This window comes from Agromyces sp. Soil535, from assembly GCF_001428255.1.
GTDB lineage: Bacteria > Actinomycetota > Actinomycetes > Actinomycetales > Microbacteriaceae > Agromyces.
In genome coordinates this window covers 219710-245999 of sequence record NZ_LMRW01000026.1, presented here as the reverse complement: position 1 = coordinate 245999, position 26290 = coordinate 219710, and the positions used below count along the sequence as shown (strand labels likewise).

At 69.5% G+C, this 26290-nt stretch carries 28 protein-coding genes; 15 read left to right on the top strand and 13 right to left on the bottom strand.

The window, feature by feature from the left end; all coding sequences use genetic code 11:
- Positions 1-824: hypothetical protein (locus ASG80_RS19640; protein ID WP_235508412.1), on the top strand; the 824-nt coding region annotated here is incomplete at its 5' end.
- Between the two features lie 59 nt (positions 825-883).
- On the opposite strand, the gene ASG80_RS19635 is transcribed toward ASG80_RS19640, so the two are convergent.
- The 3 genes from ASG80_RS19635 to ASG80_RS19625 are packed head-to-tail and all read right to left on the bottom strand — an operon-like array spanning position 884 to position 5033.
- Entirely contained in the window at positions 884-1564 is a 681-nt protein-coding gene (locus ASG80_RS19635; RefSeq protein ID WP_056733868.1) for a response regulator transcription factor, read from the bottom strand.
- Positions 1555-3354, bottom strand: a complete 1800-nt coding sequence (locus tag ASG80_RS19630) for a sensor histidine kinase (RefSeq protein ID WP_056733865.1) — start codon at positions 3352-3354, stop codon at positions 1555-1557. Before ASG80_RS19630 ends, ASG80_RS19635 begins: the two co-directional genes overlap by 10 nt.
- A 50-nt stretch (positions 3355-3404) precedes the next feature.
- The gene (locus ASG80_RS19625; RefSeq protein WP_056733862.1) at positions 3405-5033 is read right to left on the bottom strand and encodes an ATP-binding protein; all 1629 of its coding nucleotides are present in this window, start codon (positions 5031-5033) and stop codon (positions 3405-3407) included.
- 47 nt (positions 5034-5080) lie between these two features.
- Between ASG80_RS19625 and ASG80_RS19620 the strand changes: the two genes are divergently transcribed.
- From ASG80_RS19620 to ASG80_RS19605, 5 genes are all read left to right on the top strand, one after another.
- On the top strand, positions 5081-6598 hold the full coding sequence (locus ASG80_RS19620) for a hypothetical protein (protein WP_162256659.1): 1518 nt from the start codon (positions 5081-5083) through the stop codon (positions 6596-6598).
- A 114-nt stretch (positions 6599-6712) separates the two neighbouring features.
- Positions 6713-8188 (top strand): TRAP transporter substrate-binding protein, encoded by a 1476-nt coding sequence (locus ASG80_RS19615; RefSeq protein WP_056733859.1) that lies wholly within the window; start codon positions 6713-6715, stop codon positions 8186-8188.
- A gap of 78 nt (positions 8189-8266) precedes the next feature.
- Positions 8267-8389, top strand: a complete 123-nt coding sequence (locus tag ASG80_RS24770) for a hypothetical protein (protein ID WP_255355615.1) — start codon at positions 8267-8269, stop codon at positions 8387-8389.
- A gap of 122 nt (positions 8390-8511) precedes the next feature.
- Positions 8512-9189 carry a hypothetical protein gene (locus tag ASG80_RS19610; protein ID WP_056733857.1) on the top strand — a complete coding sequence of 226 codons (678 nt, stop codon included), beginning with the start codon at positions 8512-8514 and terminating at the stop codon, positions 9187-9189.
- A gap of 248 nt (positions 9190-9437) precedes the next feature.
- Entirely contained in the window at positions 9438-9869 is a 432-nt protein-coding gene (locus ASG80_RS19605; RefSeq protein ID WP_056733856.1) for a DUF1761 domain-containing protein, read from the top strand.
- Between the two features lie 209 nt (positions 9870-10078).
- Here ASG80_RS19605 and ASG80_RS19600 read toward each other — a convergent pair whose 3' ends face one another.
- Positions 10079-10339: a hypothetical protein gene (locus ASG80_RS19600; RefSeq protein ID WP_156401972.1), complete on the bottom strand. Its 261-nt coding sequence runs from the start codon at positions 10337-10339 to the stop codon at positions 10079-10081.
- 176 nt (positions 10340-10515) lie between these two features.
- Between ASG80_RS19600 and ASG80_RS19595 the strand changes: the two genes are divergently transcribed.
- Positions 10516-11856: an MFS transporter gene (locus ASG80_RS19595; RefSeq protein ID WP_056733851.1), complete on the top strand. Its 1341-nt coding sequence runs from the start codon at positions 10516-10518 to the stop codon at positions 11854-11856.
- Positions 11857-11998: 142 nt separating this feature from the next.
- Here ASG80_RS19595 and ASG80_RS19590 read toward each other — a convergent pair whose 3' ends face one another.
- Positions 11999-13621, bottom strand: coding sequence for a BTAD domain-containing putative transcriptional regulator (locus ASG80_RS19590; protein ID WP_156401971.1), 1623 nt, complete (start codon positions 13619-13621; stop codon positions 11999-12001).
- Between the two features lie 109 nt (positions 13622-13730).
- Positions 13731-14006, bottom strand: coding sequence for a hypothetical protein (locus ASG80_RS19585; RefSeq protein ID WP_156401970.1), 276 nt, complete (start codon positions 14004-14006; stop codon positions 13731-13733).
- A gap of 178 nt (positions 14007-14184) precedes the next feature.
- Here ASG80_RS19585 and ASG80_RS19580 point away from each other — a divergent pair, with 178 nt between their 5' ends.
- Together ASG80_RS19580 and ASG80_RS19575 are read left to right on the top strand one after the other, a co-directional pair.
- A complete protein-coding gene (locus ASG80_RS19580; protein WP_156401969.1) occupies positions 14185-14436 on the top strand; it encodes a DUF4242 domain-containing protein in 252 nt (83 codons plus the stop codon).
- Between the two features lie 320 nt (positions 14437-14756).
- Entirely contained in the window at positions 14757-15707 is a 951-nt protein-coding gene (locus tag ASG80_RS19575) for an NAD(P)-dependent alcohol dehydrogenase (protein WP_082590725.1), read from the top strand.
- 96 nt (positions 15708-15803) lie between these two features.
- Here ASG80_RS19575 and ASG80_RS19570 read toward each other — a convergent pair whose 3' ends face one another.
- Positions 15804-16730 (bottom strand): hypothetical protein, encoded by a 927-nt coding sequence (locus tag ASG80_RS19570; protein ID WP_056733842.1) that lies wholly within the window; start codon positions 16728-16730, stop codon positions 15804-15806.
- 128 nt (positions 16731-16858) lie between these two features.
- Here ASG80_RS19570 and ASG80_RS19565 point away from each other — a divergent pair, with 128 nt between their 5' ends.
- Both ASG80_RS19565 and ASG80_RS19560 read left to right on the top strand, forming a co-directional pair.
- Positions 16859-17968, top strand: coding sequence for a sensor histidine kinase (locus ASG80_RS19565; protein ID WP_082590723.1), 1110 nt, complete (start codon positions 16859-16861; stop codon positions 17966-17968).
- On the top strand, positions 17965-18621 hold the full coding sequence (locus ASG80_RS19560; RefSeq protein WP_082590721.1) for a response regulator transcription factor: 657 nt from the start codon (positions 17965-17967) through the stop codon (positions 18619-18621). The genes ASG80_RS19565 and ASG80_RS19560 overlap by 4 nt, the downstream gene beginning before the upstream one ends.
- A gap of 61 nt (positions 18622-18682) precedes the next feature.
- Here ASG80_RS19560 and ASG80_RS19555 read toward each other — a convergent pair whose 3' ends face one another.
- Both ASG80_RS19555 and ASG80_RS19550 read right to left on the bottom strand, forming a co-directional pair.
- Positions 18683-19498: a hypothetical protein gene (locus tag ASG80_RS19555; protein WP_156401968.1), complete on the bottom strand. Its 816-nt coding sequence runs from the start codon at positions 19496-19498 to the stop codon at positions 18683-18685.
- Between the two features lie 35 nt (positions 19499-19533).
- A complete protein-coding gene (locus ASG80_RS19550; RefSeq protein ID WP_056733836.1) occupies positions 19534-20406 on the bottom strand; it encodes a helix-turn-helix domain-containing protein in 873 nt (290 codons plus the stop codon).
- A 138-nt stretch (positions 20407-20544) separates the two neighbouring features.
- Here ASG80_RS19550 and ASG80_RS23960 point away from each other — a divergent pair, with 138 nt between their 5' ends.
- On the top strand, positions 20545-20961 hold the full coding sequence (locus ASG80_RS23960; protein WP_056733835.1) for a DUF1761 domain-containing protein: 417 nt from the start codon (positions 20545-20547) through the stop codon (positions 20959-20961).
- 93 nt (positions 20962-21054) lie between these two features.
- Here the strand turns inward: ASG80_RS23960 and ASG80_RS19540 are convergent, their stop codons facing one another.
- Entirely contained in the window at positions 21055-21417 is a 363-nt protein-coding gene (locus ASG80_RS19540; RefSeq protein ID WP_200952632.1) for a type II toxin-antitoxin system VapC family toxin, read from the bottom strand.
- 136 nt (positions 21418-21553) lie between these two features.
- On the opposite strand from ASG80_RS19540, the gene ASG80_RS19535 reads away from it, so the two are divergent.
- On the top strand, positions 21554-22033 hold the full coding sequence (locus ASG80_RS19535; protein ID WP_056733832.1) for an MFS transporter: 480 nt from the start codon (positions 21554-21556) through the stop codon (positions 22031-22033).
- Position 22034: 1 nt separating this feature from the next.
- Here ASG80_RS19535 and ASG80_RS19530 read toward each other — a convergent pair whose 3' ends face one another.
- From ASG80_RS19530 to ASG80_RS23770, 3 genes are all read right to left on the bottom strand, one after another.
- On the bottom strand, positions 22035-22472 hold the full coding sequence (locus ASG80_RS19530; protein WP_056733830.1) for a type II toxin-antitoxin system VapC family toxin: 438 nt from the start codon (positions 22470-22472) through the stop codon (positions 22035-22037).
- Entirely contained in the window at positions 22456-22689 is a 234-nt protein-coding gene (locus ASG80_RS19525) for a hypothetical protein (RefSeq protein ID WP_056733828.1), read from the bottom strand. Before ASG80_RS19525 ends, ASG80_RS19530 begins: the two co-directional genes overlap by 17 nt.
- A 258-nt stretch (positions 22690-22947) precedes the next feature.
- Positions 22948-23271, bottom strand: a complete 324-nt coding sequence (locus tag ASG80_RS23770; protein ID WP_056733826.1) for a hypothetical protein — start codon at positions 23269-23271, stop codon at positions 22948-22950.
- Positions 23272-23449: 178 nt separating this feature from the next.
- On the opposite strand from ASG80_RS23770, the gene ASG80_RS19515 reads away from it, so the two are divergent.
- Positions 23450-24799 carry a hypothetical protein gene (locus ASG80_RS19515; protein ID WP_056733825.1) on the top strand — a complete coding sequence of 450 codons (1350 nt, stop codon included), beginning with the start codon at positions 23450-23452 and terminating at the stop codon, positions 24797-24799.
- Between the two features lie 108 nt (positions 24800-24907).
- Positions 24908-26230, top strand: coding sequence for a hypothetical protein (locus ASG80_RS19510; protein ID WP_235508411.1), 1323 nt, complete (start codon positions 24908-24910; stop codon positions 26228-26230).
- Positions 26231-26290 lie beyond the last annotated feature (60 nt).

Sequence of the window (26290 nt, the reverse complement as noted above, 5' to 3'; positions counted from 1 at the left end):
GGGGGGGGAACATGGAACGCATCGCAGGCTTGCTCATCGGATGGATCGTCGGCGGGGTCGTGCGTCTCATCGCGGCGGCCTGGTGGGCGGTCGCGCGCGTCGTGATCGGCTTCCTCTCGTCGCGTAGGCCCCTCCTCGACCCGCATGTCGAGACCCTGACCCGGTGGCGCTCGGCGATCGGGCTGCTGCTCGTGATCGTCGCCAACCTCCTATGGAATCCTGATCCTGAGCGGCTGATGTTCGCGTGGTCCGAGAGTGTGAACCGCGCCCTCCTGGTGCCGATACAGGTCGCCGTCGCGGTGCTGGTCGCAGCGGCGGTTCTCGTCGTGCTCGCGCGCAACGGCCAGCGGCGGCGGATGGTTCGTGCTGCGGTCATACCGGTTCGAGTCGTCGGAGTCAGCGTGCTCGCGCTCGCGGCATGGTTCGGATGCATCGCAGCCTGGAACTGGCTCATGCCCCTCGTGTACGGTCTCGGCGACTGGCGGTGGATTGCGATATTCGCGATGCTCACTCTGAACCTCTGCCTGTCGTTCGCCGGGCTCGTCGGCATCGTTCACGGCGGTCGCGCGATCGTACGCGACCGCTTCCGGGCCCGCGACGCCCACCCCGCGATGGGCGCAATCGTCATTGCGGTGCTCAGCCTCTGGACGCTCGGCCTCGGCCTCGCCAAGGCGAGCGGCCACGGCGTCGATCCGGTGTTTCCGGTCTGGGCCTCGGTCTGCCTCCTCGTCGTCGGCCCGCTCGTGAACATCGCACTCAGCGCGTACGAGCTGATCCGCCTGCGGCGAAGGTTCGGGGTCTCGATGCGAGACGCGATGGAGTAGGTGGCCTCCCGGATGCCGCGAGGCGGATGCATCCGTGCGATGCTTCCGTGTCCGCCGACTCACGGCTCCGTCGGAACCGCGGTGCTGCTGGCCTCGGCGTTGCGCAGGAACGTGAGCACGGCGAGGACCCGCCGATGCGTCGCGCCGTCGTCTCCGAGGCCGAGCTTCGCGAACACGCTTGTGACGTGCGTCTCGACGGTGCGATCGGTGATGAAGAGCCGGTCGCCGATCGCGCGATTCGACAAGCCCTCGGCTAGGAGGGCGAGCACCTCCCGTTCGCGGTCGGTGAGCGACTGAAGGGGGTCGATCCGGCGACGCCGCGAGAGCAGCCGGTTGACGATCGTGGGGTCGATCACGGTCTCGCCGTCGGCGAGGCGATGGATGGCGTCGACGAGGACCATGATGTCCGACAGCCGGTCCTTCAGCAGGTACCCGGTCCGTTCCGGGAACTCCTCCACCAGGCGCATCGCGTATGCGGTCTCGAGGTACTGCGACAGCACCAGGACTGCCGTGCCGGGGACGGCCTCCATGACGTCCGCCGCCGCCACGAGTCCCTCGTCGGTGTAGGTCGGCGGCATCTTGATGTCGATCACCACGACGTCCGGCCGCTCGGCCTCTACCAACGGCACGAGCCCCTGCGCGTCGGTCCGTTCTGCGAGAACATCGATCCCCGCCTCGCGCAGCAGCCGCGCAAGCCCCTCCCGAGCGAGCAGCGAGTCGTCCACCACGATCACCCGCATGGGATCACCACCTCCATTCGATCCTCCGAGACCACCATCGATCCGCCGACGGCGCCGACGCGGTCCCGGGCCCCGGTCAAGTCGCAGCGCGGCGCCGGACGGATGCGGACCCGTACGTCGTCACCGGAACGCTCGAGGGTGACGTCGATCGCCCCGACTGTGGCATTCGCGCATTCGACTGCTCGCCGGACGACGGCGTAGACGGCGCGCTCCACCACTCGCGGCACGCGATCCGGCAGGTCGGCGTGCACCTCGAGCGGCACGTCGCTCGACTCGGCGAGATGCTCCACCGCCGCCTCGATCCCCACGTCGTCGAGCACCATCGGGAAGATCCCGTGCGCCAGTTCCCGAAGCTGCGCGATGATCCCGTCGACGCGCGTCATCACCTCACGAGCGCGCGACTCGAGTTCGACATCCCCACATTCGGACGCCCGTGCCCGAACCAACCCCAGCTCGAAGAGCGCCGCGAGCAGGCTCTGCTGGGCACGGTCGTGGAGGTCGCGTTCGATGGCGCGCCGCGCCGTGTCACCGGTCTCCACGATTCGGGCACGGGATTCGCGGAGTGCCGCGAGCTCAGCGAGGATCAGCGCACGGATCCGCTCATTGTCGACGGCGATGCGCGCGGATGCGCCGATCTGCCGCTCCAGTACGCCGACGGTCGCGGGGCGGGTGCCGTGTTCGACGACCGCGATCGTCCCGCCCGGACGGCGCAGTTCGGTCGTCGACGACGTCGGATCGGGCGGCGGGACCGCGGCCCCGCTCGGATCGACGAACCGCCCAGGCTCGCCGGTCGGGAAGAGCACCCGGAGGCGTCGGTCGCCGAGCACGCGGCGCAAGTCCGCCTCCAGGAGGCCGGGTCGTGGCGTTTGTCGCAGGTCGTCCGAGAACCGGGCGAGGGCAGCGAGGCGACGGCGCTCCCTGGCGGCCACGATCGCGGCGGCGGCGGCGAGCAGCATGAGCAGCACTGCGGTTGCCAGGAACGGGATCCGATACACGAGTGCGGTCGGGTCCGACGGCGGGCCGCTCGCCTCCACTGCGAGCAGGACGGCGCCGGCGATCGTCGCCGCTGCCGCGGACGCGGTCACGAGGACCGAACCGTCGCCCGATCCGGTTCGGGATGCCGCGCGCGCGACGCGCAGGGCGATCCACAACGCAGCGCCCGACGCGATGAATGCATAGCCGAGGAAGACGGCCTCGAGGACGCGTGCGGCGCTCGGCAGGGACCCCAGCAGGAAGGAGTTCGCGCTGCAGTTGCGCCAGCAGTCCGGGTCCAGCAGCGGATCGCGGACCAGCGCCGTGGCGCCGATGATGATGCTCGCCGCGCACAGGTTCACGATGGTCATCCGCCGCACGACCGACCTCGAGAATGCACCGACGCCGGATCGGATCCCCACGGTGGCCACGAGCGGAATGAGGAAGCCGGCTGCGACGGCGGCGGCTGACCGTGTCAGTTCACCGAGCCGCGCGTCTCCCTCGACGAGCGGCGCCGTCCACGCGACCGCAACGAGCGCGAGCAGCACGCCCAGTTCGGCGTGACGGTCGGTGGTCATCGCGATCGACGCGCCGCCGAGCAACGCGACCGCAGCGAGCATCGTGGTCACGGGGTCGGTCGCGCCGAGTCCGACGACGTTGCCGTCCAGGAGGAGCTCGAGGGCGAGCAGCGCGACCGCAGCGGCGATGAGGAGCACGGACCATCGGGCGATCGTCCGCGAGACGTGTCCGGTGCCCGGCGGCTGCACCGCCTCCGTGGTGCCGGCCCGCCGTGGCCGACGGCCCGCCGGCGATTCCATGCCAGGTCGCGCCTCTGGACGGTCCGACGGGTAGGTTGCGGATGCCCCGGTCATGCGCGCCCCGCCGGGTAGGAGAGCTCGATGGTCGTGCCGGCACCGACGGGGGAATCGATGCGGACCTCGCCGCCGACCGATCTCACCCGATCCTGGAGTCCGCGCAGCCCGCCGCCACGCGAGGCGTCGGCGCCGCCCACACCATGGTCCTGGATGCGGATGAGCAGGCGTGAGTCGGAGTCGACGACCTCGAGTGCGACGCGGTCGACGTTGGCGTGCTTCGCGCAGTTCTGCAGCGCCTCCGAGCACGCGGCATGCATCGCCGCTTCCACCTCGGGCGGATATCGCGTGCGGAGTCCGGGCGACAGTTCAATGTGCAGCGCGTTCCGCGATGCGAGGCTTCGAAGGGCGTGGGCGAGTCCGCCGTCGAGCTCGACCGGTCGGATGCCCTGCGCGGCGGCGGCGAGCTCGGCGAGCGCCAGCTGGAGCATCCCCTGTGCTCGCCGGAGCTCCGGCCGTGCAGCGCCGCCGGACGCGACGCCTCCGAGGGAGTCGAGCAGTTCGCGAAGCGGCGCCTCGACCGTGCGGCCGAGCCGTGATCGCAGCTCGAGTCGCTCCCGGTCGGCGGTCCGTGCGAGCCTGCGTCGGGCATCCTCGACCTCGACGATGCGCGCTCGGATGTCGGCGGTCAGCCGGTCGTGCTCGTCGACGATCGTGGTGGCACCGGCGATCGCCTCGACGAGGACCGGGGTCGTCGGCAGCTGCGCGTCGTGCTCGATGATCGCGAACGGGTGGCCACTGCGGGTGAGCTCGGTGGTCGTCCGACCAGACCCGGCCGCCGGTGGGCCGGTCCGCGCCCCGTCGCGGTCGCGGTAGGCGCCCGCTGCGGCATCCCAGAAGCTCAAATGGATGCCGCGATCGCCGAGCACGCGGGACAGACGCTCGCGTACGGATGGCGCCTCGGTGCCGTCGAGATCGATCACGAGGTCCGCGACTGCCGCGGGTGACGGGCGAGGGAGGGCCACGGCGAGGGCCACAGCGATGCCGCCGACGACCGCTTCGTACACGACGAAGAGCGCGAGCGCCGCGCCGCTCGGCCGGATGAGCTCGAGCAGGGACCCGGCGAGGATGACGGCCGCGAATACGACCAGCGCGAGGCGAGCCGTGCTGACCGCCACGCTGTGGGGCGGGGAGCGGCGCGTCGACCACGCGGCGACCGCGGCCAGCGCGGCGGCGGTGACGAGGCTCGGGATCGGAGCCGCCCAGATGAACGGCGTGGCCGAGACAAGCAGGGCACCGACCACCGTGGCGCGTTCCGTCCGCGTCGAGGGCCACGGCAACGGGTAGGCGAGCAGCAGCCAGACGAGTGCGCCCCGGTGCCAGAACAGCGCCCCCGCCCAGACCGTGCCCGCGAACCACGTGACGGCGACGAGGCCGGCGAGCCAGGTCACCGGCCGCGCGTATGGCAGGGCGACCGCAACGAGGCCGACATACGCCATGCCCGCCGCGAGGTCGAGCACGATCATCGGCACGGCACGCGGATCCCAGGCGAGGGCCGCGGTACCGAGCGCCATCAAGACGCCCGCGGCCGTCACCATGGCCCGGGCGCTGCCGACCTGCGCAGGCACGAGCGCCACGAGCACATGATCCCACTGATCGGGTGCGGCGATCTCCGTGCCATCCACGAGGGCATCCGGCGTCGCTGAGGTCCATACTCGGGGTGGAGGACGCCATGCATCCGTTCCACCGGCTCGAAACCCGTCACGGCCGTCCGGCGACAGCCGCCGGGGCGGCGATCGCCGTTGCACTCGCCATGAGTGGCTGCGTGGTCGACGCGCCGGCCTCCAAGGCCGGGCCCGGAATCGTGCCGCAGACCTTCGTGATCGGACTCGCCGACTCGGCCGGTCGACCGGTCAGCGACGACGCGGAGCACCTCGCGGCGCTCATCGAGGACTACTCCGGCGGAGCGCTCGTACCCGAGATCCGCTGGGAGGCCCACGAGGTGCACGTCGTCGACCCCGGCAACGGCGACCCGGTGGTCGGCGACATGGTGATCGACGGGGAGGTGGACCTCGCCGTCCTCCCGGACTTCGTCTGGATCGCGCAGGGCGCGAAGCGCCTGTCGGCGGTCAAGACGCCGTTCCTCGTGACCGAGCAGTCGACGATGGATGCCATCGCGACGAGCGACCTCGCAGATGAGATGCTCGGCGAGCTCGACGGCCTCGGCCTGATCGGTCTCGCCCTGCTCCCCGAGACGCTGCGTCACCCCATCGGATTCGCCGCGCCCTTCCTCGACGTTGCGGATCTCCGCGGAGCGACGGTGCGATCGCTCGATCGCACCGCATGGGACCTGATCGAGACGCTTGGCGCAACTCCGACCTCCCTGGGCAACGAAGACCTCGCAGCTGCGGTGCAGGCCGGCCGGGTCCAAGGGGCCGAGTCCGCATACGCGCAGCTCGGGAGCGTGCCGCGCGGCGGGACCTTCACGGGCGACGTCACGCTGTTCGCGAAGCTCAACACCGCGGTCGCGAACACAGCCTGGTTCGAAGGCCTCGGTGAGGAACTGCAGGCCGCCGTTCGACGTGCGGCCGACGAGACCGTGCGGTACGTCATCGACACGAATCCGACCGAAGCGGAGAGCGCCGCGACCTTCTGCGCCGCCGTCGGCTCGATCGCGCTCGCAGGGCCTGAGGCGGTCGCCGCGTTCGAGGCCGCTGCGCGTCCGGTGCGTGAGCGGATGGCGCGCGACCCTGTGGTCCGCGAGACGATCGAGGCGATCGAGGCGCTCGAGCCGGCGGCATCCGACACAGATTCGGATGTCCAGCCCTGCAATCGTGCGACCTCCGACGGGTCCGATGGCGCGAGCGGACTCGATGATGAGACGGCGGCGTTCCCCGAAGGCGCGTTCCGTGCCGACATCCAGTACGAGGACTTCATTGCGGCCGGGGTGGACGCCGGCACCGCGCAGGAGCACGCGGGCGTGTGGACGCTCACGTTCGAGGACGGCGTGTTCGTCGAGGGGGAATGCCCCGGCAGCACCTACCGAGTCCAGGACGGACGGGTGACCGTGCGACTCGGACCAGTCGGCGAGTCGTGCGGGACCGCGGCCGACGGGATGCTCTTCAGCGCCCGCTGGACCTACAAGAATGGCGCGCTGCGCTTCATCGACGTCATCTGCTCGGACGGCCCAGACTCGCAGGAGTTCTGCGAGGTGCTCTGGGGCAGCCAGCCCTGGCAGCGGATCGAATAGCCGTCCGCTCGGGGCTGTCCACGAGGATCCGCTCGCACAGCCGGGTACCTGCCACGGTGCCGCATCCGCTCCGACTCCGTACCGTGCCACGCATCACGAACGAAAGGATGCATCATGCGTGCACTACTCATCAGCGTCGTTCCCGCAACGGCGCTCGCCCTAGCGCTGAGCGGATGCGCGGCCGGAGCGACGGTCACTGCGTCGTCGGATCCGACCACGGTCACGCTGTTCCACATCGACGGCGGCCCCGAACTGGACCCCGCGGTCGACTGGTTCGCGGAGCGGGTCGACGAGCTGTCCGACGGTGCGCTCACCGTCGAGGTCGTCCGCAATTGCTGCGGTGAGGCGAACGACCTGGAGGAGCGGCTGGTCGCTGCCGTGGCGGACGGCGACGCCGACCTCGGATGGGTGGGAACCCGCGTGCTCGGCGATCTCGGGGTGAGCGATCTCGCGGCGATGACGGCTCCGATGCTCATCGACGACTACGCGCTCCAGCAAGCGGCGGCCACGAGTGACGAGGCGACGCGAGCGCTCGCTGCGCTGGATGGGCTCGACGTGGTCGGGCTCGCGGTCATGCCGGGGTCACTGCGCGTTCCACTGACATCGGATGCCCCGGTGCTCTCGCTCCCCGACTGGGAGGGTCGCGTCGTCGCGTCGTTCCACTCGACGCCCGCCGCTGACGCCCTCCGAGCCCTCGGGGCGGTGCCGCTCGACGTCGGATTCAAGGAACGCGACGAGGGCCTTTACGACGGCAGCATCTCCACCCTCGAGAACTCGTTCCTCATGCTCGACGAGGGCCGAGAGCAGATCGTCCCGTACGCGACGACGAACCTCGTGCTGTGGCCGAGGAGCTCCGTGCTGATCGCGAACCCGACGCTGTCCGATCGGCTCTCCGAGGAGCAGGGCGCGATCATCGAGCAGGCGGCGCGGGATGTCGTCGATCGCACCGACGAGTACGCCGAGCTGGACGACGCGGCGATCGACTCCGCCTGCGCGGATGGTGCCCGGCTCGCCGAGGCATCCGAATCGGATCTCGCAGCCATGCGCGACGCGCTTGCCGGCACCTACGCCGAACTCGCGGACGACCCCGCCGCGGCGCCGCTCTACGAGGCGATCCTCCAACTCAAGCGGGAACGAGGGCCGGCCGCGACGCCGGAGATCCCGGACGCCTGCACAGGTGAGGCTCCGATCACGGATGCGGTGGAGTCGGGCCCAGGTGATGTCGCCGCGCTCGACGGCGTCTTCGAGGCGCCCGAACTGACGGAGGAGCGCCTGCTCGACATGGGGCTGCCGGCGCAGGAGGCGAAGAACGCGGCCGGCACATTCACGTTCACATTCGACGACGGCACCTTCGCGCTCGACGGCGTCGGCCCGACAGGCGTGACCGGCCACTGCGATGGCGCCTATACCGTGGACGGCGACCGGGTGACGATCACCTACCGACCGGGCGGCGATTGCGGCCCCGGCGGCCTGTTCTTCTCCGCCCGCTTCACCGTCGACGATGCGAGCCTCACCCTCACCGAGATCGAGGCGCCCGTCGCCAGCGACGAATTGCTCTTCGCGGACTACGCATGGACGCGGATCGAGTAGTAGACGTCGCGGCCGAGGCGGGTCCCCCAACGGGTGGGGCCCGCCTCGGGCTCGATCCGTCCCCCCCGCGGCGCAGCTGTGGGGCAGCCGGCCTCGCGCCGCTGGTTCTTCGAGGCGAGCGAGTTCCCGGGCGCCGAGGTGCGCGAGCCGCTACTGCAGGCGACGCCCGCGACGCTCGAAGACGTGCTCAGCCTGCACTGAGGCGGATCACACGGAGGGCTGACGTGCGAGCCGATACCTTTCCCCCTCCTTCGTCGACGCTTCCGATGGGTGCGTGCGGTCTTTCCAGGCGATAGATTCACGCCTGTCGGTTGGAGCAGCGGATGATTCACGAAATCGCCATCGCACAGGGGTCGGATGCGCCCGCATCGTCGGTCGGGCTGTGGGCACTCATCATTCCCGCGGTGATCGCGGCGGTATTCGGAGCAATGACCGGATGGATCAGCGCATATCTGCGGGTGAAGGCCGAGAACTTCGCCACGAAGCAGGAGTTCGAGGATGCGCTTCACCGCCTCGCCGAGAACACGCGGATCGTGGGCGAGGAGAACGCCAGGATCGCGCGCCGGACGGCCCTGGATTCGGAACTGCGCGAGGCCGTTCGGCAGTTCTCGGTCGCTGCTGGTGCGTCGATCCACTCGATGGCATGGCTCATGTGGGACTGCGTCCAGCGGATGCGGATGAACAAGGAGATGGTCACGGCCTACGACCAAGAGGCACATCGGCTCTTCCCGGCGATCGTCTCCCAACTCGCGGTGATCGCCATGCTCGATCGCGATGTGCATGACCGGTTGTCGCCGTTCGCAGATGAGATCTTCCACGTCGATCTCGGCCTGAGCAACGCGATCGTGGCCGAAGAACAGAACCCCGGCAGCCAAGCAGAAGCGTTTCGTGCCAGCTACCGGGCGGCAACCGATCTGGAGTTGCGGTTCCGTCATGGGATCGCCGATCTGTTCCCCGACGGGGCCCTCGACCCGGAGAGGGCTGCATCACCGGAGGACTGAGCGAGCCTCCCGGACGGCACAGTGCGTCGCCCGTGGCGCGCTGCCTTCCTCGGGTTGCCGCTTGCGCCGCGAACCGCCACGCGATCCCGGTGAAGTGGCAACTCGTCGCGTCGTGACATCCGTCGTCGTCGAACCTCGGCGCTCTGTAGCCCGCCAGCACCGCGACGGGAGTACGCTCTCGCCCAGCGACAGCGCAGCGCAGCGCGGCGACGGGCAGGCGCGGCCTCGGCCGCGGCGAGGAGGCGGAGATGGTCCCCGAGATCAATTACTGGGCGGTACTGCTGGCAACGGCGTCGAGCATGGCCGTCGGAGCGATCTGGTACGCGCGTGGCGTGTTCGGCACGCGGTGGGCGAAGCTCGCGAACGTCGACATGGATCGTCCTGACGCGAGTGCGGTGATGCCGCTGGTCGTGACCGTGCTCGTGAGCTTCGTCACCGCGTGGGTGCTCGCGGGCGCCTCGACGATCGCGTGGCACTTTTACGAGGGCGGCTACCTGGTGGCGGCGCTCCTCACGGCGGTGATCCTGTGGGCGGGGTTCACGGCCGCGAGGTTCATCACCCACGACGCCTTCGAAGGACGGCCGTCGTCGCTCACCGTGCTCAACATCGCGCACGAGCTCGTGACGGTTGTTGTCATGGCCGTCATCATCGGTGTCTGGCCTCCGGAAGGCACCGTCTGAGACGCGGCGCGGACGAGCACCTCGGTGTCAGCGCCGTTTCAGCCCCTCGCTGTTGGGTGGCGAGAGTGAGCATTCGGGAATTGGCGGTACTTCGGTACTTAGGTACCGCCATCCCCGCCGTTGACGCCACTCACCCAGAGGGACGAGTGTCCGACGGCTCGCACTTCGCTCCTCCCCACCAAGTGTCGGTGAGCTGAAGCGCACCGCCCTCACCTCACGGCGGACGCATCCGTCTGCTGCGACGAATCGCCTTCTTTCTGCGTGGCCTTCGCCTTGACCTTTCGGGTCTCAACGATGTTGGCGATGACGTTGACGATCGCCAGCACGAAGGCGAGCCAGGGGAGCCATGGCTTCTCGTCGCTTATGAAGAGGAAGGAAACTCCGAGCAGCGTGATCACGACGGGCGATACCCACAGCAACCGGAGGTAGCGCTTCCTGTTGCGTTCTTCAACGGATGAGTCGGTAGCCACGTACCAAGTATGGGATCGGGCGACCGCACGGGGTGACGTTCCCGTATCGACTCGCGGACGCGCATGAATCCCGCACTGTTGTCGATCTCACCCTGCCCCTGATCGACGCCTGAGTAGAAGCATCCTTCGAGCCATCCACTCGAAGCATCGGCTCTCTCGATCACGGAGACAGGATCATGTCAACACCCCGGGCCCTCAAGCCCCTTCGCAACCCGGCGTACCGCTGGCTCGCGGCGGCGCTCGTGTCGTCGATGGTCGGCGCCGGCATCTGGATGGTCGCGCTGGTCTGGCAGATCGTCGCGATCGGCGGCGGCGCGGCCGAGCTCTCGGTCGTTGCCGGCGCCTCGGCGATCGGGATGCTGCTGACGACGCTGCTTGGCGGCGCGCTCGCCGATCGGATGTCGCAGAAGCGGATCCTGTTCGTCGTCGAGGTCGTGCGGGCCGCAAGCGTCGGCATCGTGGCGATGCTCTCGCTGAGCGGCGGACTGGCGGCATGGCAGCTCGCGGTGGTCGCGTTCATCGGCGGTGTGATGGCCGGGCTGTACTACCCGGCGTACTCGGCACTGCTGCCGAGCGTGCTGCCCGAGGACCAGCTGCTCGCCGCGAACGGCTTCGAGGGCATGGCCCGGCCGGTGCTCATGCAGGCCGGCGGCCCGGCACTCGCCAGCGCGCTCATCGCGGTCTCGTCGCCCGGCGCGGCGCTCGCCGTAACTGCCCTGACCGGTGTGGTCGCGGCGGTGTGCATCCTGAAGGTGCCCGAAGTGCCGCTGCGCGGCGAGCGCCCGGTGGCTGAGCAGGCCGGCGGCACGCGGCATCCGGCCGTCGCCCTGCTCGTGGACGTGCGCGAGGGCTTTGTGTACATGCTGCGCACGCCGTGGCTGCTCGGCACGCTCACGTTCGCGTCGCTGCTGATCTTCCTGATCATGGGGCCGTTCGAGGTGCTCGTGCCGTTCGTGATCAAGGACGTCGCCGGCGGCGGCCCCGAGCAGCACGCGCTGCTCCTGGCTGCGTTCGGCATCGGCGGCGCGGTCGGCTCGGCCGTGATCGCTTCGCTCCGGATGCCGCGGCGCTACCTCACCGTGATGAACCTGCTCTGGGCGTTCGGATGCCTCCCGCTCGCGGTGTTCGGCCTGACCGACCAGATCTGGGTGATGGCGATCGCGGCCTTCCTGGTCGGCGCTGCGTTCAACGGCGGCGTCGTGATCTGGGGCACGCTGTTGCAGCGCCGGGTCCCCGCCGCGATGCTCGGCCGAGTCTCGAGCCTCGACTTCTTCGTCTCGCTCGCGTTCATGCCGATTTCGATGGCGATCGCGGGGCCCGCGGGGGAGTCGCTGGGGCTGCCGGTCGTGTTCCTCATCGCGGGGCTCGCGCCGCTCGTGATCGGGGTGGTCGCGATCATCGCGGCGCGGATGACGCGGGACGAGATCGCGAACCCGCTCGACGCGGTGGAGGCCGAACCGGATGCCGCAGAGCTGACTCCTTCTTCGACTGGCGAGCTTGCCGCGATCACGGCGTGAGGCGGATCCCCTTCACGATCGAGAGTCCCGAGACGAGCCACCTTGCGGAACGACACGACTCCGTAACGGTCAAGCGCCCTTTCAACGGTTTGGCACCTGAGATCGCGGAGGCCCACGGCGACGGCGGCGTCGGACGCGTGCGTCAGACAGCGGACTTGAGCAGTCGCTGTGCACGGTCCAAGAGATCATCCATGCTCCCTTTGGCGGCGATCGCAACGGCTTGCCGGGCAACCGCCTCTGCGCGATCGGCGTCTCCGAAATCCAGCGCGGCCTGGGCCTCAGCAAGGAATGCATCCACCTCCACCCAGGTGTACGAATCGGTCACCCGTCGATAGATGGTGCCCGCGTTCTTCATCCAATCCAAGGCGATTTCGTGGTGCCCCTCGGCCAGGTGCGTGAGGCCGATGGTCTTCGCGGCGAGCCCTTCCCAGCAGGGGTCCTGAACTTGTCGTGCGAGAGCGAATGTCTCCTCTGCAGCCTCGCGCACCACGCGCGGGTCGTCCCCTCTGGCAAGGCGGACATGGGCGAGCCAGGCTTCGGGCCACGGCCGGAATGCCGTCCAACGTTCGGCATCGGCCAACGCGCACGAGCGGTGGGCCCACTCCGCCGCTTCATCCAGCCGTCCCAGAAGGTAGAAGGTGCGTGCGCCAATACCCAGATTCCATGCTTCGCGGCGAACGGCGCCGGCGTTTCGGCTGAACTCCACAGCCGTTCGGAACCGTTCCACGCTGGCGTCGAGCCGACCCCAGTCGGTGAGGTTCATGGCTTCGATTCCCGCCAGGGCGGCGATGAGCGGCGGGTCATCGGCCGCCAGGCCGCCCGCCTTCTGGAGGTACTCCGCTGCGCTCGCTCGTCGTCCCGCCAGCACGTCGACATACGCCAACTCCGAGAGGGCCCGGGCCGCGATCTGTTCCGCTCCCGCGTCGATTGCCAGGTCGACAGCGCTTGCGAGAATGACCGCACCCTCGTCGTCGTAACCGCGAATCGAGTGCACGAGAGCCGTGCCGAGTTCCATCAGGCACCGCCCGAGCAGTTCCTTGTCGCCTGATGCCTCGGCAGCGGCCGAGGCACCGCGCAGACACTCGACGCCCGCGTCGGCCGCGCCCGCTGAGAGCGCCGCGAGACCCGCCTCGCACAGTGACACCGACGTGGCCCGCGCAGGGATCCCCGGTATCGGTGCAGCGACGGTGGGTCGTGCCGCAGCGCGGATCGCAGGGGTCGCCGTGACACCGAGCTCGACAGCAAACATCGCCTCACTGGCGTCGGCCTGCCGGATCGCCGCGTCCGCGTCTCCTGACGAGGCGAGGGCTTTGACCAGCAGAACGTGTGCGCCCTCCTCGTATGGCGCTTGCCGGAGCATTGCGCCGGCAAGTGCGACGGCCCGGTCGAACTGGCGGCCCGACAGGGCGCGGAGCGTTGCCTGCCGTAACGCCGACAGCACCTCGCCATCAACCCGCTGACGCTCGATCAGAAGCCAGGACTCGAAGCCCGGCGATCCCTTGACCTCGATGCCCTGCAGGAAGTGTCCTTCGATGATGTCGTCAGTGACCACGCCCGCCGCGACGTCGAGTACATCAGCCGTCACCTCAACGCCGAGCGCCAACGAGACCGGGTTGCCCCCCAAGGTATCGACCAGACCGGTTCGCCGGCGCAACTCCGCCAGCGACCATCGAAGCGCTCCCATGGGATCATCGGCTTCGCTGAACAACTCGTCGACGAGAACCTGGCGGGACACCGCCTCTGACGATCGGATCAGCCTGCCCAAGACGGCCCACGTTTTGTGCCCCCGCGGACCCGGAATCGGCTGGCCGTCGCGTTCGAGTGACGGTTGCCCGATCAATCGGATGCGCAACACAATGACATCTTAAGCACGATCACGCCGCGAGCTCGTGAACGGAGGCGCCGGCCAGTTGCACCGCAAGTTGTGTTTGCGTGGTCGCCGGTAGGTCCCTGAGCAACACCCCATGCACGATGCCAAACGCCCGAAGGCGCGCAATCTCCGAGCCGTTCCAGTCGATGAGTGCCGCTGCTGCCCCGGGGCACAGGTCCCGAGCGGCAGCCTCCATCACCCGCAGAGCCAACGACTCGGCTCGCGTCCCATCGGCAACAATGCGATCGGCGGTGCGATCGAGAATCTCCTTCAGTTCCATGGTCGTACTCCTGCTCGTATCGATGACCAGGAGCATGCACCGCCGACGTGTGACGAGGCGTGTGCCCATTCGACCCATCGGACACCGAGGTCGTCACACGCACGGTCACTCACCGGCTCCGTACCTTGCGTGTTGTCGCAGAAACATCTGCGAACCACGATTGAGAAGGAGCAAGACCATGGCACTGTTCATGGATGTGCACACGCTGGGCGGTCCTGTCGGCATCACCGATGCCGAGCAGGCGCACGCAGCTGACCTGGAGACCCAGGGACGCTACGACGTCAACTACCTGCGGTACTGGGTCGACCCCGACCAAGGCAAGATCTTCTGCCTGGTGGAGGCGCCGGACGCGGCGGCGGCCGCAACAGTGCACCGCGAAGCGCACGGACTGGTGGCCGACCAGATCTTCGAAGTGAGCGAGGGCGCATGAGACACGCGGACCCGTTGCCAAGCTGGCCGCACCGGTCTTCGCCGCAATTGCGCGACTGACCGTGACGGCATCGGCACAGAAGGCCCGCGTCCACCGCCCGTTCCCGATGCACGCGCCACGACCGCGGTCTCCACAAAACAGCACTGGTGGGGAGCCGCGCGCGACGCGCTGCTCCCCACCAGCGCAGGATCACGAAGCCTGTCGGCGCGCTTGACATCGCTGCCCAACAACGCCTGGTCCGCACGGGGAGAGTCGGCAACCTGCACGCAACGGCCGGTTGCCACGTGCTGTACCGGTCACATTGTGATGGAGAGGAAATCATGAAAGCTGCGGTGCACCGCCGTTTCGGCGGCCTGGAGGTTGTTCAAGTCCGTGAAACAGCTCGCCCGGATCCGAGGACGGACGAGATCCTCATCAGGGTCCACGCGACAACTCTCAGCGCCGCCGACCGCCGATCACGGTCCCGGCCGGTGCCCGGAATGGATGTTGCCGGTGTCGTCGAAGCCATCGGACAGGATGTCGACGGGTTCGAACCGGGCAACGAGGTGGTCGCAATGTCGGACAGCCGGTCCGGCCGGCACCCCGAGTACGCCATCGTCAAGGCCACCGATGCTGTCGCCCGCATGCCCCGCAACCTGGGTTTCGACGAAGCGGCGAGCATTGTCTTCGGGAGCCTCACCGCTCAGGCCTATCTCAACCAGGTCACCGTGCAGCGTGGCACTACCGTTCTGGTGAACGGCGCGTCCGGCGCCGTCGGCTCCGCTATTGTGCAGATGGCCCAAGCCGTCGGGGCGCATGTGACGGGTGTCTGCAGTGCCGCCAACGAACAGATGGTGGCTGGCCTGGGCGCGCAGCGCACTATCGACTACGCCGTCCATGACTTCACCGCAGACGGGTCCAAGTTTGACGTGATCATCGACTGCGTCGGGAACGCGCCCGTCGACCGTGTCCATGCGAGGGTCAACGCCGGCGGCGCAGTGCTGCTCGTCGCCGCCGGCCTCCGATCGCTCCTATCGGCCAAGCGGGGCGGTCGACGGTACGGAATCACGGTGGTCACCGGCCCGGGCCCATACCGCGCCGAGGACCTGAAGTACGTGATGTACCTCGCCGAGGAGGGGGATCTCCGTCCCGTCATCGACCGCACGTTCCTGCTCGATGACATCGCCGCAGCCCACCGATACGTCGACTCGGGTCGCAAACGGGGAAGCGTCGTCATCCACGTCGCCGAATCGGCTGAGCCCGCAAGGCAGCACGAAGCGTCATGGACATGACCCGGACCATCAATGGTGAGACGGGGAAGAACGTCGAGCAGGGAGGGGCGCGCATGGCACACGATGAAGCCGTATTGGTGCGTGCCTTGTCCCTACTCAACCAACGGCGGTCGTGCGACGGCTTCGCCGCAGCACCGTGACCGTGGCCACCGCCGCGAGTCCCGCGAGGGCGGCGGCGACCGCCAGGGTCTCGCCGTCCGGGCGAACGACGCTCTGCCCGCGAAGCGCTTGCCAGGTGAAGAGCAGCACGACCGCGGTGTAGGTCGTCCCCGCCACGTTGAGCAGGCGGGCGCGGGTGGTTGCGTCCAAGTGCGTCCACCGCAGCAGCGCCCAGGCGAGCAGTGGAAGCAACTGCAGGGCGTGCAGCCCGATGAAGTGCCCCACGCGCAGGTCGCCGTGCTCGAGGCTCCAGCCGGTGATCAGCATTCCGGCGCCGCCATCCGCCGCCCCGACGGTGTGTCCGCCGGAGTCGTTCCAGCCCTTGTTGAAGATCATCGTGACCGCCGCGAGCATACCGAGCACGCAGACGCCGATTCCCCAGCGGAGCCCTGCCGCCAATCCGCGGTCGATGCCTCGCTGCTTCAGTGCGAGCACGCCGGCGGCGATGGTCGCGATCAGCACGAGTGACACGATGCCGCCCATCGCGTAGAAGACCGCGGCATCGAAGTCGCTGGATTCGTTGAAGTGGCTGGTGGTGCCGCGGAGGACCTGCATCTCGACGAGCGCGATCTCGGCGACGAGGGCGACGGTGATGACGGTGCTGAGCACCGCCAGCAGCCGAGCGCGGCCCCGAACGTGCGACAGGATCCAGCGCAGCGTCAGCAGGTAGACCGCGATCGAGAACGAGAACTTGGCGGGTTTCATCCAGGCGGGAGCCCCCGTGAGCACGGTCGGATCGACGATCAGGCCGACGACGGCGATCGCGAACCCCACGGCGCTCAGGCCGGCGCCGACCGCGAGCACGGCGCCTGCTGCCGATGGGCGGGAGGAGAGGCGAAGAGTGGTTGGGATCGAGGTGTTCATACCTCGATGCTCCGCGCCGGTCGTCCAGCCGTCATCGCACCGGGGAACGCCTCGTTCTCGTACCACGGGACGAGGCGCGGACCCTTCCGATGCGGTTTCATTGAGGCGAAGGCCGAAAGGAGCGACGCATGAAGCGAGCTTCAGTCGTGGCGAGTTCGCGGGTCACCGACCTCGTCTACGCCGGAATCGCCCTCGTCGCCGCGGTACTGGCCGTGGTCGGTGCGCAGTTCAATCCCGCGGTCGTGGTGGCCATGGTGATCGCCCTGGTGCCGTGGGCTCTGCTGGTATTCGGCGTCGAGCTCCCCCAGCTCGCCTTCGTGGCCCTCGCGATCGTCCCCGTGATCCCCGTCATCGCCCTCTCCGAGATCGGCGCTGCGCTCTTCCTCAGCTTCGCGGCTGCCAGCCGGCTCGCCAGCAGGTCCGACGACCGCTGGTTGGTCGTCACGGTCACCGTCGTCATCATGGTGCTCCCGTTCGTACCCTTCCTGTTCGGCGTCGAGTGGGATGTGGGCGCGATCTACTTCGCGTTCGGCGGCGCGTTCGGCGTGCTCGTGGGGGTGCTCCTGCGGCGCGCCACGCGGCTGGCCGACGAACTGCGCGCTGCCGAAGGGGAGCTGGCGGTCGCCGCTGCGCGCGAGGAGCGGCATCGGATCGCCCGCGACGTGCACGACCTCGTGGCGCATTCGCTGACGGTCGTCGTGCTGCACGTCGGCGGGGCGCGTCGCGTGCTGCGCAAAGATCCGGATGCCGCAGAGGCGGCCCTCATCGAGGCCGAACGGGTGTCGCGCGAGAGTCTCGACGCCATCCGCGGGGCCGTCGGGATGCTCCGGGATGACGACGAGTCAGAGGCGGCATCGTTGGACCTCGAGCGACTCGTCACGACCTATCGCTCGGCCGGGCTTCCGGTGGTGCTGAGTATCGTCGGCACCGCGGAACCCCTTTCGCTGCCCCTCCGGCTCGCGCTCTACCGGGTCGTGCAGGAGGCGCTCGCCAACGCCGCCCGGCACAGCCCACCTGGCACGTCGGCCACGGTGGAGATCGGGATCGACGATCACGCCGTAGTCGCCCGGGTCTCCAACGAGTTCACGCCGACCGGCGCGACGGGTCCCCGTCCCGAAGGGTACGGGCTCATCGGGCTGCGGGAGCAGACCGCCTCGCTCGGCGGCGTGCTCAGCAGCGGGCCCGAGGGCGACTCGTGGGTCGTCGAGTGCCGGCTTCCCGTCGGGGGTGCCGCGTGACCGCGCCACTTCGGCTCGTGCTCGTCGACGACCAGGCCATGGTGCGAGCCGGTCTCGCGCTCATCCTCGGTGCCGAGCCCGACATCTCGGTGGTCGCCGAATGCGTTGACGGCACGGGCGTGCTGCCGGCGGTTCGCGCTCACCGGCCCGACCTCGTGCTGATGGACGTACGGATGCCGCGGATGGACGGCCCCGAGGCGACACGGCGGCTGCGGGCCTTGCCCGACTCCCCTCCTGTGCTCGCCCTGACGACGTTCGATGACGACTCGGTGCTCTGGGGAGCGCTGACGGCCGGGGCCGCGGGCTTCGTGCTCAAGGACAGCCCGGCCGAAGACCTGATCGCGGCGGTGCGCGCCGTCGCCGCCGGGGGAGCCTGGCTGGACCCACGGGTGCTTCCCCGGGTGCTGGCGCGGGCGAAGGATCGTGCGTCGGCGTCTCCGACGGCGATCCGGGCCCTCGAGCAGCTGACCCCACGCGAGCTCGAGGTGCTGCGCCGCATCTGCCGCGGGGCGAACAACCGCGAGATCGCGGCGCAGCTGCGCGTGGGAGAGCGCACGGTGAAGTCGCACGTGTCGGCGATCTTCATGAAGCTCGGCGCGCGCGACCGGGCCGCGGCGATCATCGCCGCCTACGACGCGGGGTTGCGCACGTAGGTTCCGAGGTCGGAAGGTGTGCGCCGTTCAGCCTCATCGATCCAGGGCGCTGCAGGCCCGGCTACTCCACGTTCGTGAAATTCGCTTCCTCGTATACGAAGTCGGGCGAGACCTGCATCGTCAGCGAGCCCGGGTCGGCGACCGACCACGCGGACGTCCACGACACGGACCCTCCCGGCACGATCAGGGCCTCGGGCCCTGGACCGACAACGAGCTGGTTGTCGCTGACGTCGGATATCCCCGTGGCCCCCTGACCGCCGGAAGTGACCCAAGGCCACGGGAACGATTCGAACTCCTGCGTCGAGTTGTTCGTGATTGTCAGGGTGAAGACGACATTGCTGTCCTGGTCGACGCCGAGGGCGTCCTCGCTCGGCGCGAACGGCTCGGGCGCCGAGACGGTCAGTTCGAAGCCGTCCTCGTAGACCATCGTGTCGCCGAACGCGAGGTCGCCGACCGCCGACAGCGGCGCGATCTGGACGAAGTCGCGGTCATCCGCGGGATCTTCAACGAACTCGGATGACTCGGGGATCGAGTCGTCGAAGTCGCCGAGCGTCCCGCCGAACGGCGTGGAGTCGATGGCGAAGGAGATCAAGAGGGCGATGATCGGGCAGAAGATCGAGACGATGAGGCCGGTGACCGCCGGCCACGTCGCACCCTTCAGGAACAGGGCGACGAGCGAGAGCACGAACGCGATCAGCATGAGTCCCCATCCGAAGATGAGCGCGCCGGGGATGCAGGTGATGACGAACCCGACCGCCGCCGCGGCCAGGGCGATGATGCCGACCATATGCGGCTTGGGGTTGGGCGTGGGAGTGGGTGGCGCAGGGGTCGGCGTCGCTGGACCATACGGCGTCGGGATCGTGCTCGGTCCGCTCATGGTGTCGATGCTGGCAGAGCGCGACGCCGCACGCATCACCGCGCGGATCCGGTTCCAGCGGCCGCCCGCACGGAGCGCTGGTACGCGCCCGGGGACAGCCCGACCACGCCGCGGAAGTCGTTGCTGAGGTGCGACTGGTCGGCGTAGCCGAGCCGAACGGCGAGGTCGGCGAGCTCCGCCGAGGCATCCGTCGAGAGCACCCGTGCGACCTCCTGCAGGCGCACCCGGCGCGCGACCCACTTCGGGCCATGGCCGACAGTGCGGGCGAGGGCGCGCTGCACCGCACGGTCGCTCACCCCGAACTGAGCGGCGAGCGTCGTGCCGGTGCGGCGGCGCACGCGGTCGGCGAGCTCCACGAGCGCTTCGTTCGCGAGTTCGAGCTCTGCGTCCAGAGGACGTTCCTCGAGCAGGGCGGCGATCGCGGCGTCGGCCGCCGACGCCCGCGCCGAGGCATCCGTCGCCGGCTCGATCGTTGCGAGCAGCCGGTGCAGGCGAGCGTCGAGGGTCGGGGTGACGGGCGTCGTGGCATCCGCGAGGTCGCGCACCGCGAGGTCGCTGACGACCGCGAGCCCGGCTGGGCGGAGCCGGATCGCGAAGACCGAACCCGATCCGGTGATGCGTCGGCGCCACGCCCGGCCCTGCACCCCGGTGACGACGAGGGGCGCGGGCACCTCGCCCGACTCGATCGTGAGCGTGACCGCCGGGTGGTCGATGATGCGCTGGTCGATGCGCTCACCGGCCGGCAGGTCCCACGTCACGTGCCAGTAGCGGTCGACCACGTCGGCGACCGAGGGATGCGGATCGATCCAGCTCGCGGCGAACCGCTCGACGTTGCGCGGATGCAGCATGCCCGACCGCTCATCGGGGCGGATCGGATGACTCGTGGGTGCCGGCGCGGGCTGCCGCATGTGCCCATTCTGGCGATCACGCGGTCGGATTTCTGCAAGACGCGGGACATGGACCTCGGCGACGATCGACGCATCCGTGGCGAGGGCAGATCGTCGGCTAGGGCGGATCGTCGGCGGCGTCGAGATGAGGAGGAGTCGATGATCGAGGCATCCGGTGCCGTGAACTGGTGGGCGGCGGTGCTTGGCGCGGTCGCGTACTTCGTGCTCGGTGCGCTGTGGTTCTCGCCGCTGTTCGGACGCGCGTGGGACCGGGCCGTCGGTCACGAGCGGCAGCGGGGCGAGCGGTTCCCGACGTCGTACTACGTCATCCCGCTCGTGAGCAGCATCGCGATCGCCGTGGCGACCGCCTGGATGGCCGAGGCGATCGGGCTGGCCGGGTTCTGGGACGGTGCGCTCTTCACCGTCGTGCTCGGTGCCGGCATCGCGGCCGCGGTCTCGGTGACGAATGCGATGACGCCGACCATGCGTCATCCGTTCGTCTACGGCGCAGTGACGGGCGGTTACCACTTCGTCGGGATCGGTATCGTCACCGCGATCGTGATCGCCTTCGGGTGAGTGCGGGTCACACCTCCGCCCTCGCCGAGAGGATCGCACGGGCACGCCGGGCTCCCGAGATCATCGCCAGTGTCCGAGCCGAGCCGCGCGCCGTCAGCCCAGTTCGACACCGTAGGCGGTGAAGTGCGGATCGGCGGTCAGCACGGTGAGTCGCTCGGCGATCGCCTGTGCAATGAGCATCCGATCGAACGGGTCACGGTGATGCCAGGGCAGTGTCCGAAGCACCTCTGCGTGGCGAGACTCGAACGTGAGCTCGTCGAAGCCGCCGGCTTCGAGCGTTGGCAGCAGGTCGTCGGGAGCTTCGATCTTGCTGAGCGATGCCTTGATCGCGATCTCGGCGACCGTCATCGCGGAGATCAGCACGAGGTTGGATGCGTCCGCGATCAGCGCGCGATGGTCGGCGCTGAGCCGCCGATCCTCGGCGAGCCACCAGAGCAGGATGTGGGTGTCCAGCAACAGCCTCATCCGTCGTACCAGGCCGCCGCGTCATCCGTCGCGAACGCGTCGAAATCGTTCGCGATCACGACCCGCCATAGGATCGAAGACATGGCCGGATTCTGGGGCAAGCGCAGCGGTCATAGCCTCGCTCCGGATGCCGCGCCGCTACCTCACCGTGATGAACCTGCTCTGGGCGTTCGGATGCCTCCCGCTCGCGGTGTTCGGCCTCACCGACCAGATCTGGATCATGGCGATCGCAGCCTTCCTGGTGGGTGCCGCGTTCAACGGCGGCGTCGTGATCTGGGGCACGCTGCTGCAGCGCCGGGTGCCGCCGGAGATGCTTGGCCGCGTCTCGAGCCTCGACTTCTTCGTCTCGCTGGCGTTCATGCCCGTGTCGATGGCGGTTGCTGGGCCGGCGGGCGAGTCGCTGGGGCTGCCGGTGGTGTTCCTGGTCGCCGGGGTTGCGCCCCTCGTGATCGGGGTGGTCGCGATCATCGCGGCACGGATGCGGCGCGACGAGATCACGAACCCGCTCGACGCGAGCAGCGAGAACAGCGACGACGTGAGCGACGAGGTGGCCGCCGAGCTTCCGACGCTCGTCACCGTCGAGACAGACCTGGCCGCAGCGGCCTGAGTCAGACCAGCTCCACGCGAGCACGGATGCCCGGCGTCGACGCGAGCCGGGCATCGCGCGTGAGGAGCAGGGCATCCGTCTCCTCGGCGAGGGCGACGTACGCGGCGTCGTAGCTCGAGAGGTTGGCGCCGAGTTCCCATGCGCGCGTGGCCGTGGCTTGCCAGGGCCAGAGCTCGACCGGCAGCTCGAGGAGTTCCGCGTGGGCGAGGTCGGCCTCCGCGGCCGAGAGCAGGCCGGCGTTGCGCCGTCGTCGAAGCACGTTCGCGACCTCGAACGGCATGAGCGCGGGCGAGAGCAGGGTGGCGTGGCGCATGCGCGCCGCGACGGCATCGCCGGCGGAGCCGGGGTCGATGAGCAGGGTCACGATGGCGGATGCGTCGACGACGAGTGGTGCCGGGACATCCGCCCGACGCCGCACGTGCTCAGCGGCGGTCGGCATCGAGGTCGGCCATGAGATCGGCCGGACCGACCGGCGGGTAGGTACGAGCGCGCGCCCGTGCCCGCATGACCGCCTCGAGCACGCTCGGCCGTGATGCGAGGGTCTCGAGTTCCGCGCTGAGGTACTCCTGCAGCGACTTGCCGGCCAAGGCCGCACGGGCGGCAAGCACGTCGCGCACCTCGTCGGGGACGGCGCGGACGGTGATCGTTACGGGCATGCCGTCAGTATAGCCGCGATGCAGGCAGACTGCATGCAGTCGCAGGCAGTGGGCATGCAGATCCGCCGAGGTCGCACCGGAACCCGATGCGCTGCACCCCGATCTCTACGAGCCGACCACCGTCGGCGAGCACATCGCGGCGAAGCGCGCGGGCTCCCGCGCCGGCCGGCGCAATCAGGCGGCGCCTCGAGAGTCCGCCCGAGTGCTTGGAGTCGGGCCCCAGCGGCGAGCTCGGCGGGCGCGCCCTGACGACGGCCGTCAGGACTCCCGGCGCCATTCGTACGTGCCGCAGTCCTCGATCCTGACCGTCTGCCCGTCCCCGACGATGAGCAGCGCGTCGCCCTTGCCGAAGGTGATCTTGACACCGTCCGTGCTCAGCAACGTGTACCGGCAGGCCGGCTCCGGGTCAGCCTGGAGGTAGCGGCCGGGCGCGATGTCCTCGCCTGCGACGAACGAGCCGGTTCCGCTGAACTCGGTGGGCAGCGTCGTCGGCTCGACGGTGCCGGTCGAGCTGGAGCATCCGGCGAGTGCGAACGCGAGCGTGAGCGCGACGAGCATGGCGGCCGTGGAACGGGTCTTCATATGCCGCATCGTAGCGACTGGCGACCCCGGCGACGACCGGCACGCGCAGTCGGCATCGCAGCTGGGCGCGTCCCACCCCGATGGGCCGCATCCGCGCCCGGTCTGGGATCGGGAGTGCTCACGTGCCGAAGACCGCGCCCCACAGCAGCCTCCCAGCGCCGCCCATATGATCGAAGGCATGGCCGGATTCTGGGGCAAGCGCAAACGTGATGATGCTGAGCTCCAAGCCCAGGATGCAGACCTGGCGAAGCGGGCTGGAACCGCCCTGGTCGCCGCCGACGAGCGCATTCGTGTCACCACCGACGAGCTCGTCTTCGCCGAGGCCGAGCTGGGTCCCGACGCGACGTCGGAGCTGCGCGTGGCGCTCACTGCGGTGCGGCAGCACCTGGGCGAGGCGTTCCGGTTGAACCAGCTCAATCACGACGAGATCCCCGACACCGCCGACGAGCTGCGCACGCGCAACGCGCGCATCGTGCAGCTGTGCGATTGGGCGCAAGACGTGCTCGACGAGCACACCTCCGCCCTCGCCGAGCGGATCGCGCGGGCGCGGCGGGCTCCCGAGATCATCGCCGGTGTGCGAGCGGATGCCGCGCGCCTACGTGCCCGCATCCCCCACGCCCGCGACACCATCGAACGGCTCGCCGCCCGCTACGCGCCAGAGGCGCTCGCCCAGGTGGAGGCCAACCCCGCCGAGGCCGATCAGCTGCTCGGATTCGCCGAGCACAGCGCGGGCGTGGCCGAGCGCCGGCGCGAGGCCGGGCAGCGCGAGCAGGCCAATCTCGCGCTCGAGGCATCGACCGAATCCGTGCGCCGAGCGGCGACGCTCCTCGATGCGGTGGAGACCTTCGAGATCGAGGCGCTGCGGGCCGAGTCCACATTGGCGGCGATCGTCGAGGACTCCCACGGCGACGTCGCTGTCGCGCTCAAGGAGACGCCCTCACCCGGTGTCGCGACCGCGATCACCGCGCTGCAGGCCGCCCTCGCCGCCCTCCCGCGGGCCGGCGTCAACACCGACCCGTTCACCCAGCTGAGCCGGCTTCGCGAGGCGAACGCGGGGCTGGATGCTGCGATCGCGGCGGCCCGCGAGCGCGCGGCGCGTCCGATTCCGCCGCTGGAGCACGTGCGCCATGCCATCGACGACGCAGACCGGCAGCTCGCGGTCGCCCGCGACGTCATTGCCGGGCACCGCGGCTGGATCGGCGCCGACGCCCGCACCCGGCTGGCCGAGTCCGAGCGCATCCGGGTCGACCTCGACCACTATCTGGGCACGTCCGCGGCGGCCGTCACCGCCATCGATGAAGATCACCGAGAACAGGCGATGGCGATGGCCCGGCGTGTCGCGTACCTCGCAGGCGAGGCCCTGCGGCTCGCTCAGCGCGACATCGACGCGTCGCGACCGCAGGATCCCGGGCAGTGGAGTGGCCAGGGCTGGGGCGGCGGCCGACGCAGCGGCGGGGGCGACATGATGGGCGGCATCCTCGGGGGCCTCGTCATCGGCAGCATCCTTGACGGCTTCTTCGACGGATAGGGATGGCGTGTGGCAGGTGCCGGGGGCGCGCGCTGCGCCAAGTCGTGAACGTGGAGAATCGATTCTCCGTTCCGTAGCGCGCTCCGAGCGGCGAACTTAGGATGGAGCATGGCCGGCTTCCGGGTCATGCGCAGACGCGGTGCGCAACAACTCCAAGTCCACGACGCCGACTTGGCGATGCGGGCTGGAAGGGCGCTGGTCGCCGCCGACGAGCGCATCCGCGTCACCGCCGAAGAGCTCGGCTTCGCCGAGGCGGAGCTGGGGGCCGACGCGACCACGCAACTCAGCGAGGCGCTCGTCGCAGTGCGCAAACACCTGAGCGACGCGTTCCGATTGAACCGGCTCAATCACGATGCGATTCCCGGCACCGCCGACGAGGTGCGAGCCCGTTACGCGCACATTGTGGAGCTGTGCGAATGGGCGCAAGACCTGCTCGATGAGCAGACCTCCGCGCTCGCCGACCGGATCCGGCGGGCGCGGCGTGCACCCGAGATCATCGCCGGCGTGCGAGCCGACACCGAGCATCTGCGCGCTCGCATCCCGCACGCCCGCGAGACCGTAGAACGGCTCGCCACCCGCTATTCGCGAGAGGCGCTCGTGCGCGTGGTGGGCAACGCTGCCGAGGCCGATCAGCTGCTCGGATTCGCCGAGCATAGCCTCGGCGTGGCCGAGCGCCGTCGCGCGGCCGGTCATCGCGAACAGGCGAGCGTCGCGCTCGAGGCATCCGTTGAATCGGTGCGCCGAGCAGCGACCCTCGTCGATGCGGTGGAGACCTTCGAGGTCGAGGCGTTGCGAGCGGAGTCCACGCTGGCCGCGCTCGTCGAGGAGTCCCGTCGGGACCTCGCTGCCGCGCTCGAAGAGCCCCGCTCTCGCCGCATCGCGGATACGATCGGCGAGCTGCAGGCAGCCCTCGCCGCCCTCCCGCCGGCCGGCGTCAACACCGACCCGTTCGCCCACCTGAGCCGACTGCGCGAGGCGCGCGCGGTGTTGGATGCCGCCATCACAGCAGCCCGCGAGCGCGCGACAGATCTGATTCCGCTGGTAAGCCACGTGCACCATGCGATCAAGGACGCAGACCGGCAGCTCGATGTCGCTCGTGATGCCATCGCCGGCCACCCGGGCTGGATCGGGGCCGAGGCCCTGACACGGCTGGCAGAGTCCGAGCGCATCCGGATCGATCTCGGCCACTCCCTCGGCAGCTCCACGGCGACGATCACGGTGACGGACCAGGATCACCGAGAGCGAGTGATCGCAATGGCGAGGCGTGCCGCATCCCTCGCAAGCGAGTCGTTGTACCTGGCGAGGCGCGATATCGACGCGTTTCGATCGCAACGTTCCACGAGGTGGGGTGGCCTGAGTTGGGCCGGCGGGCGACAGCGCGACGAGGCAGCGGATGCGACGTCATGGAAGGCGTCCTCCGAGGCCTCGTAATCGGCAAGCCGATCGACTTCGGCGGCCTAGTCTCGTGCACTCGGCACATGTTGCGGCACC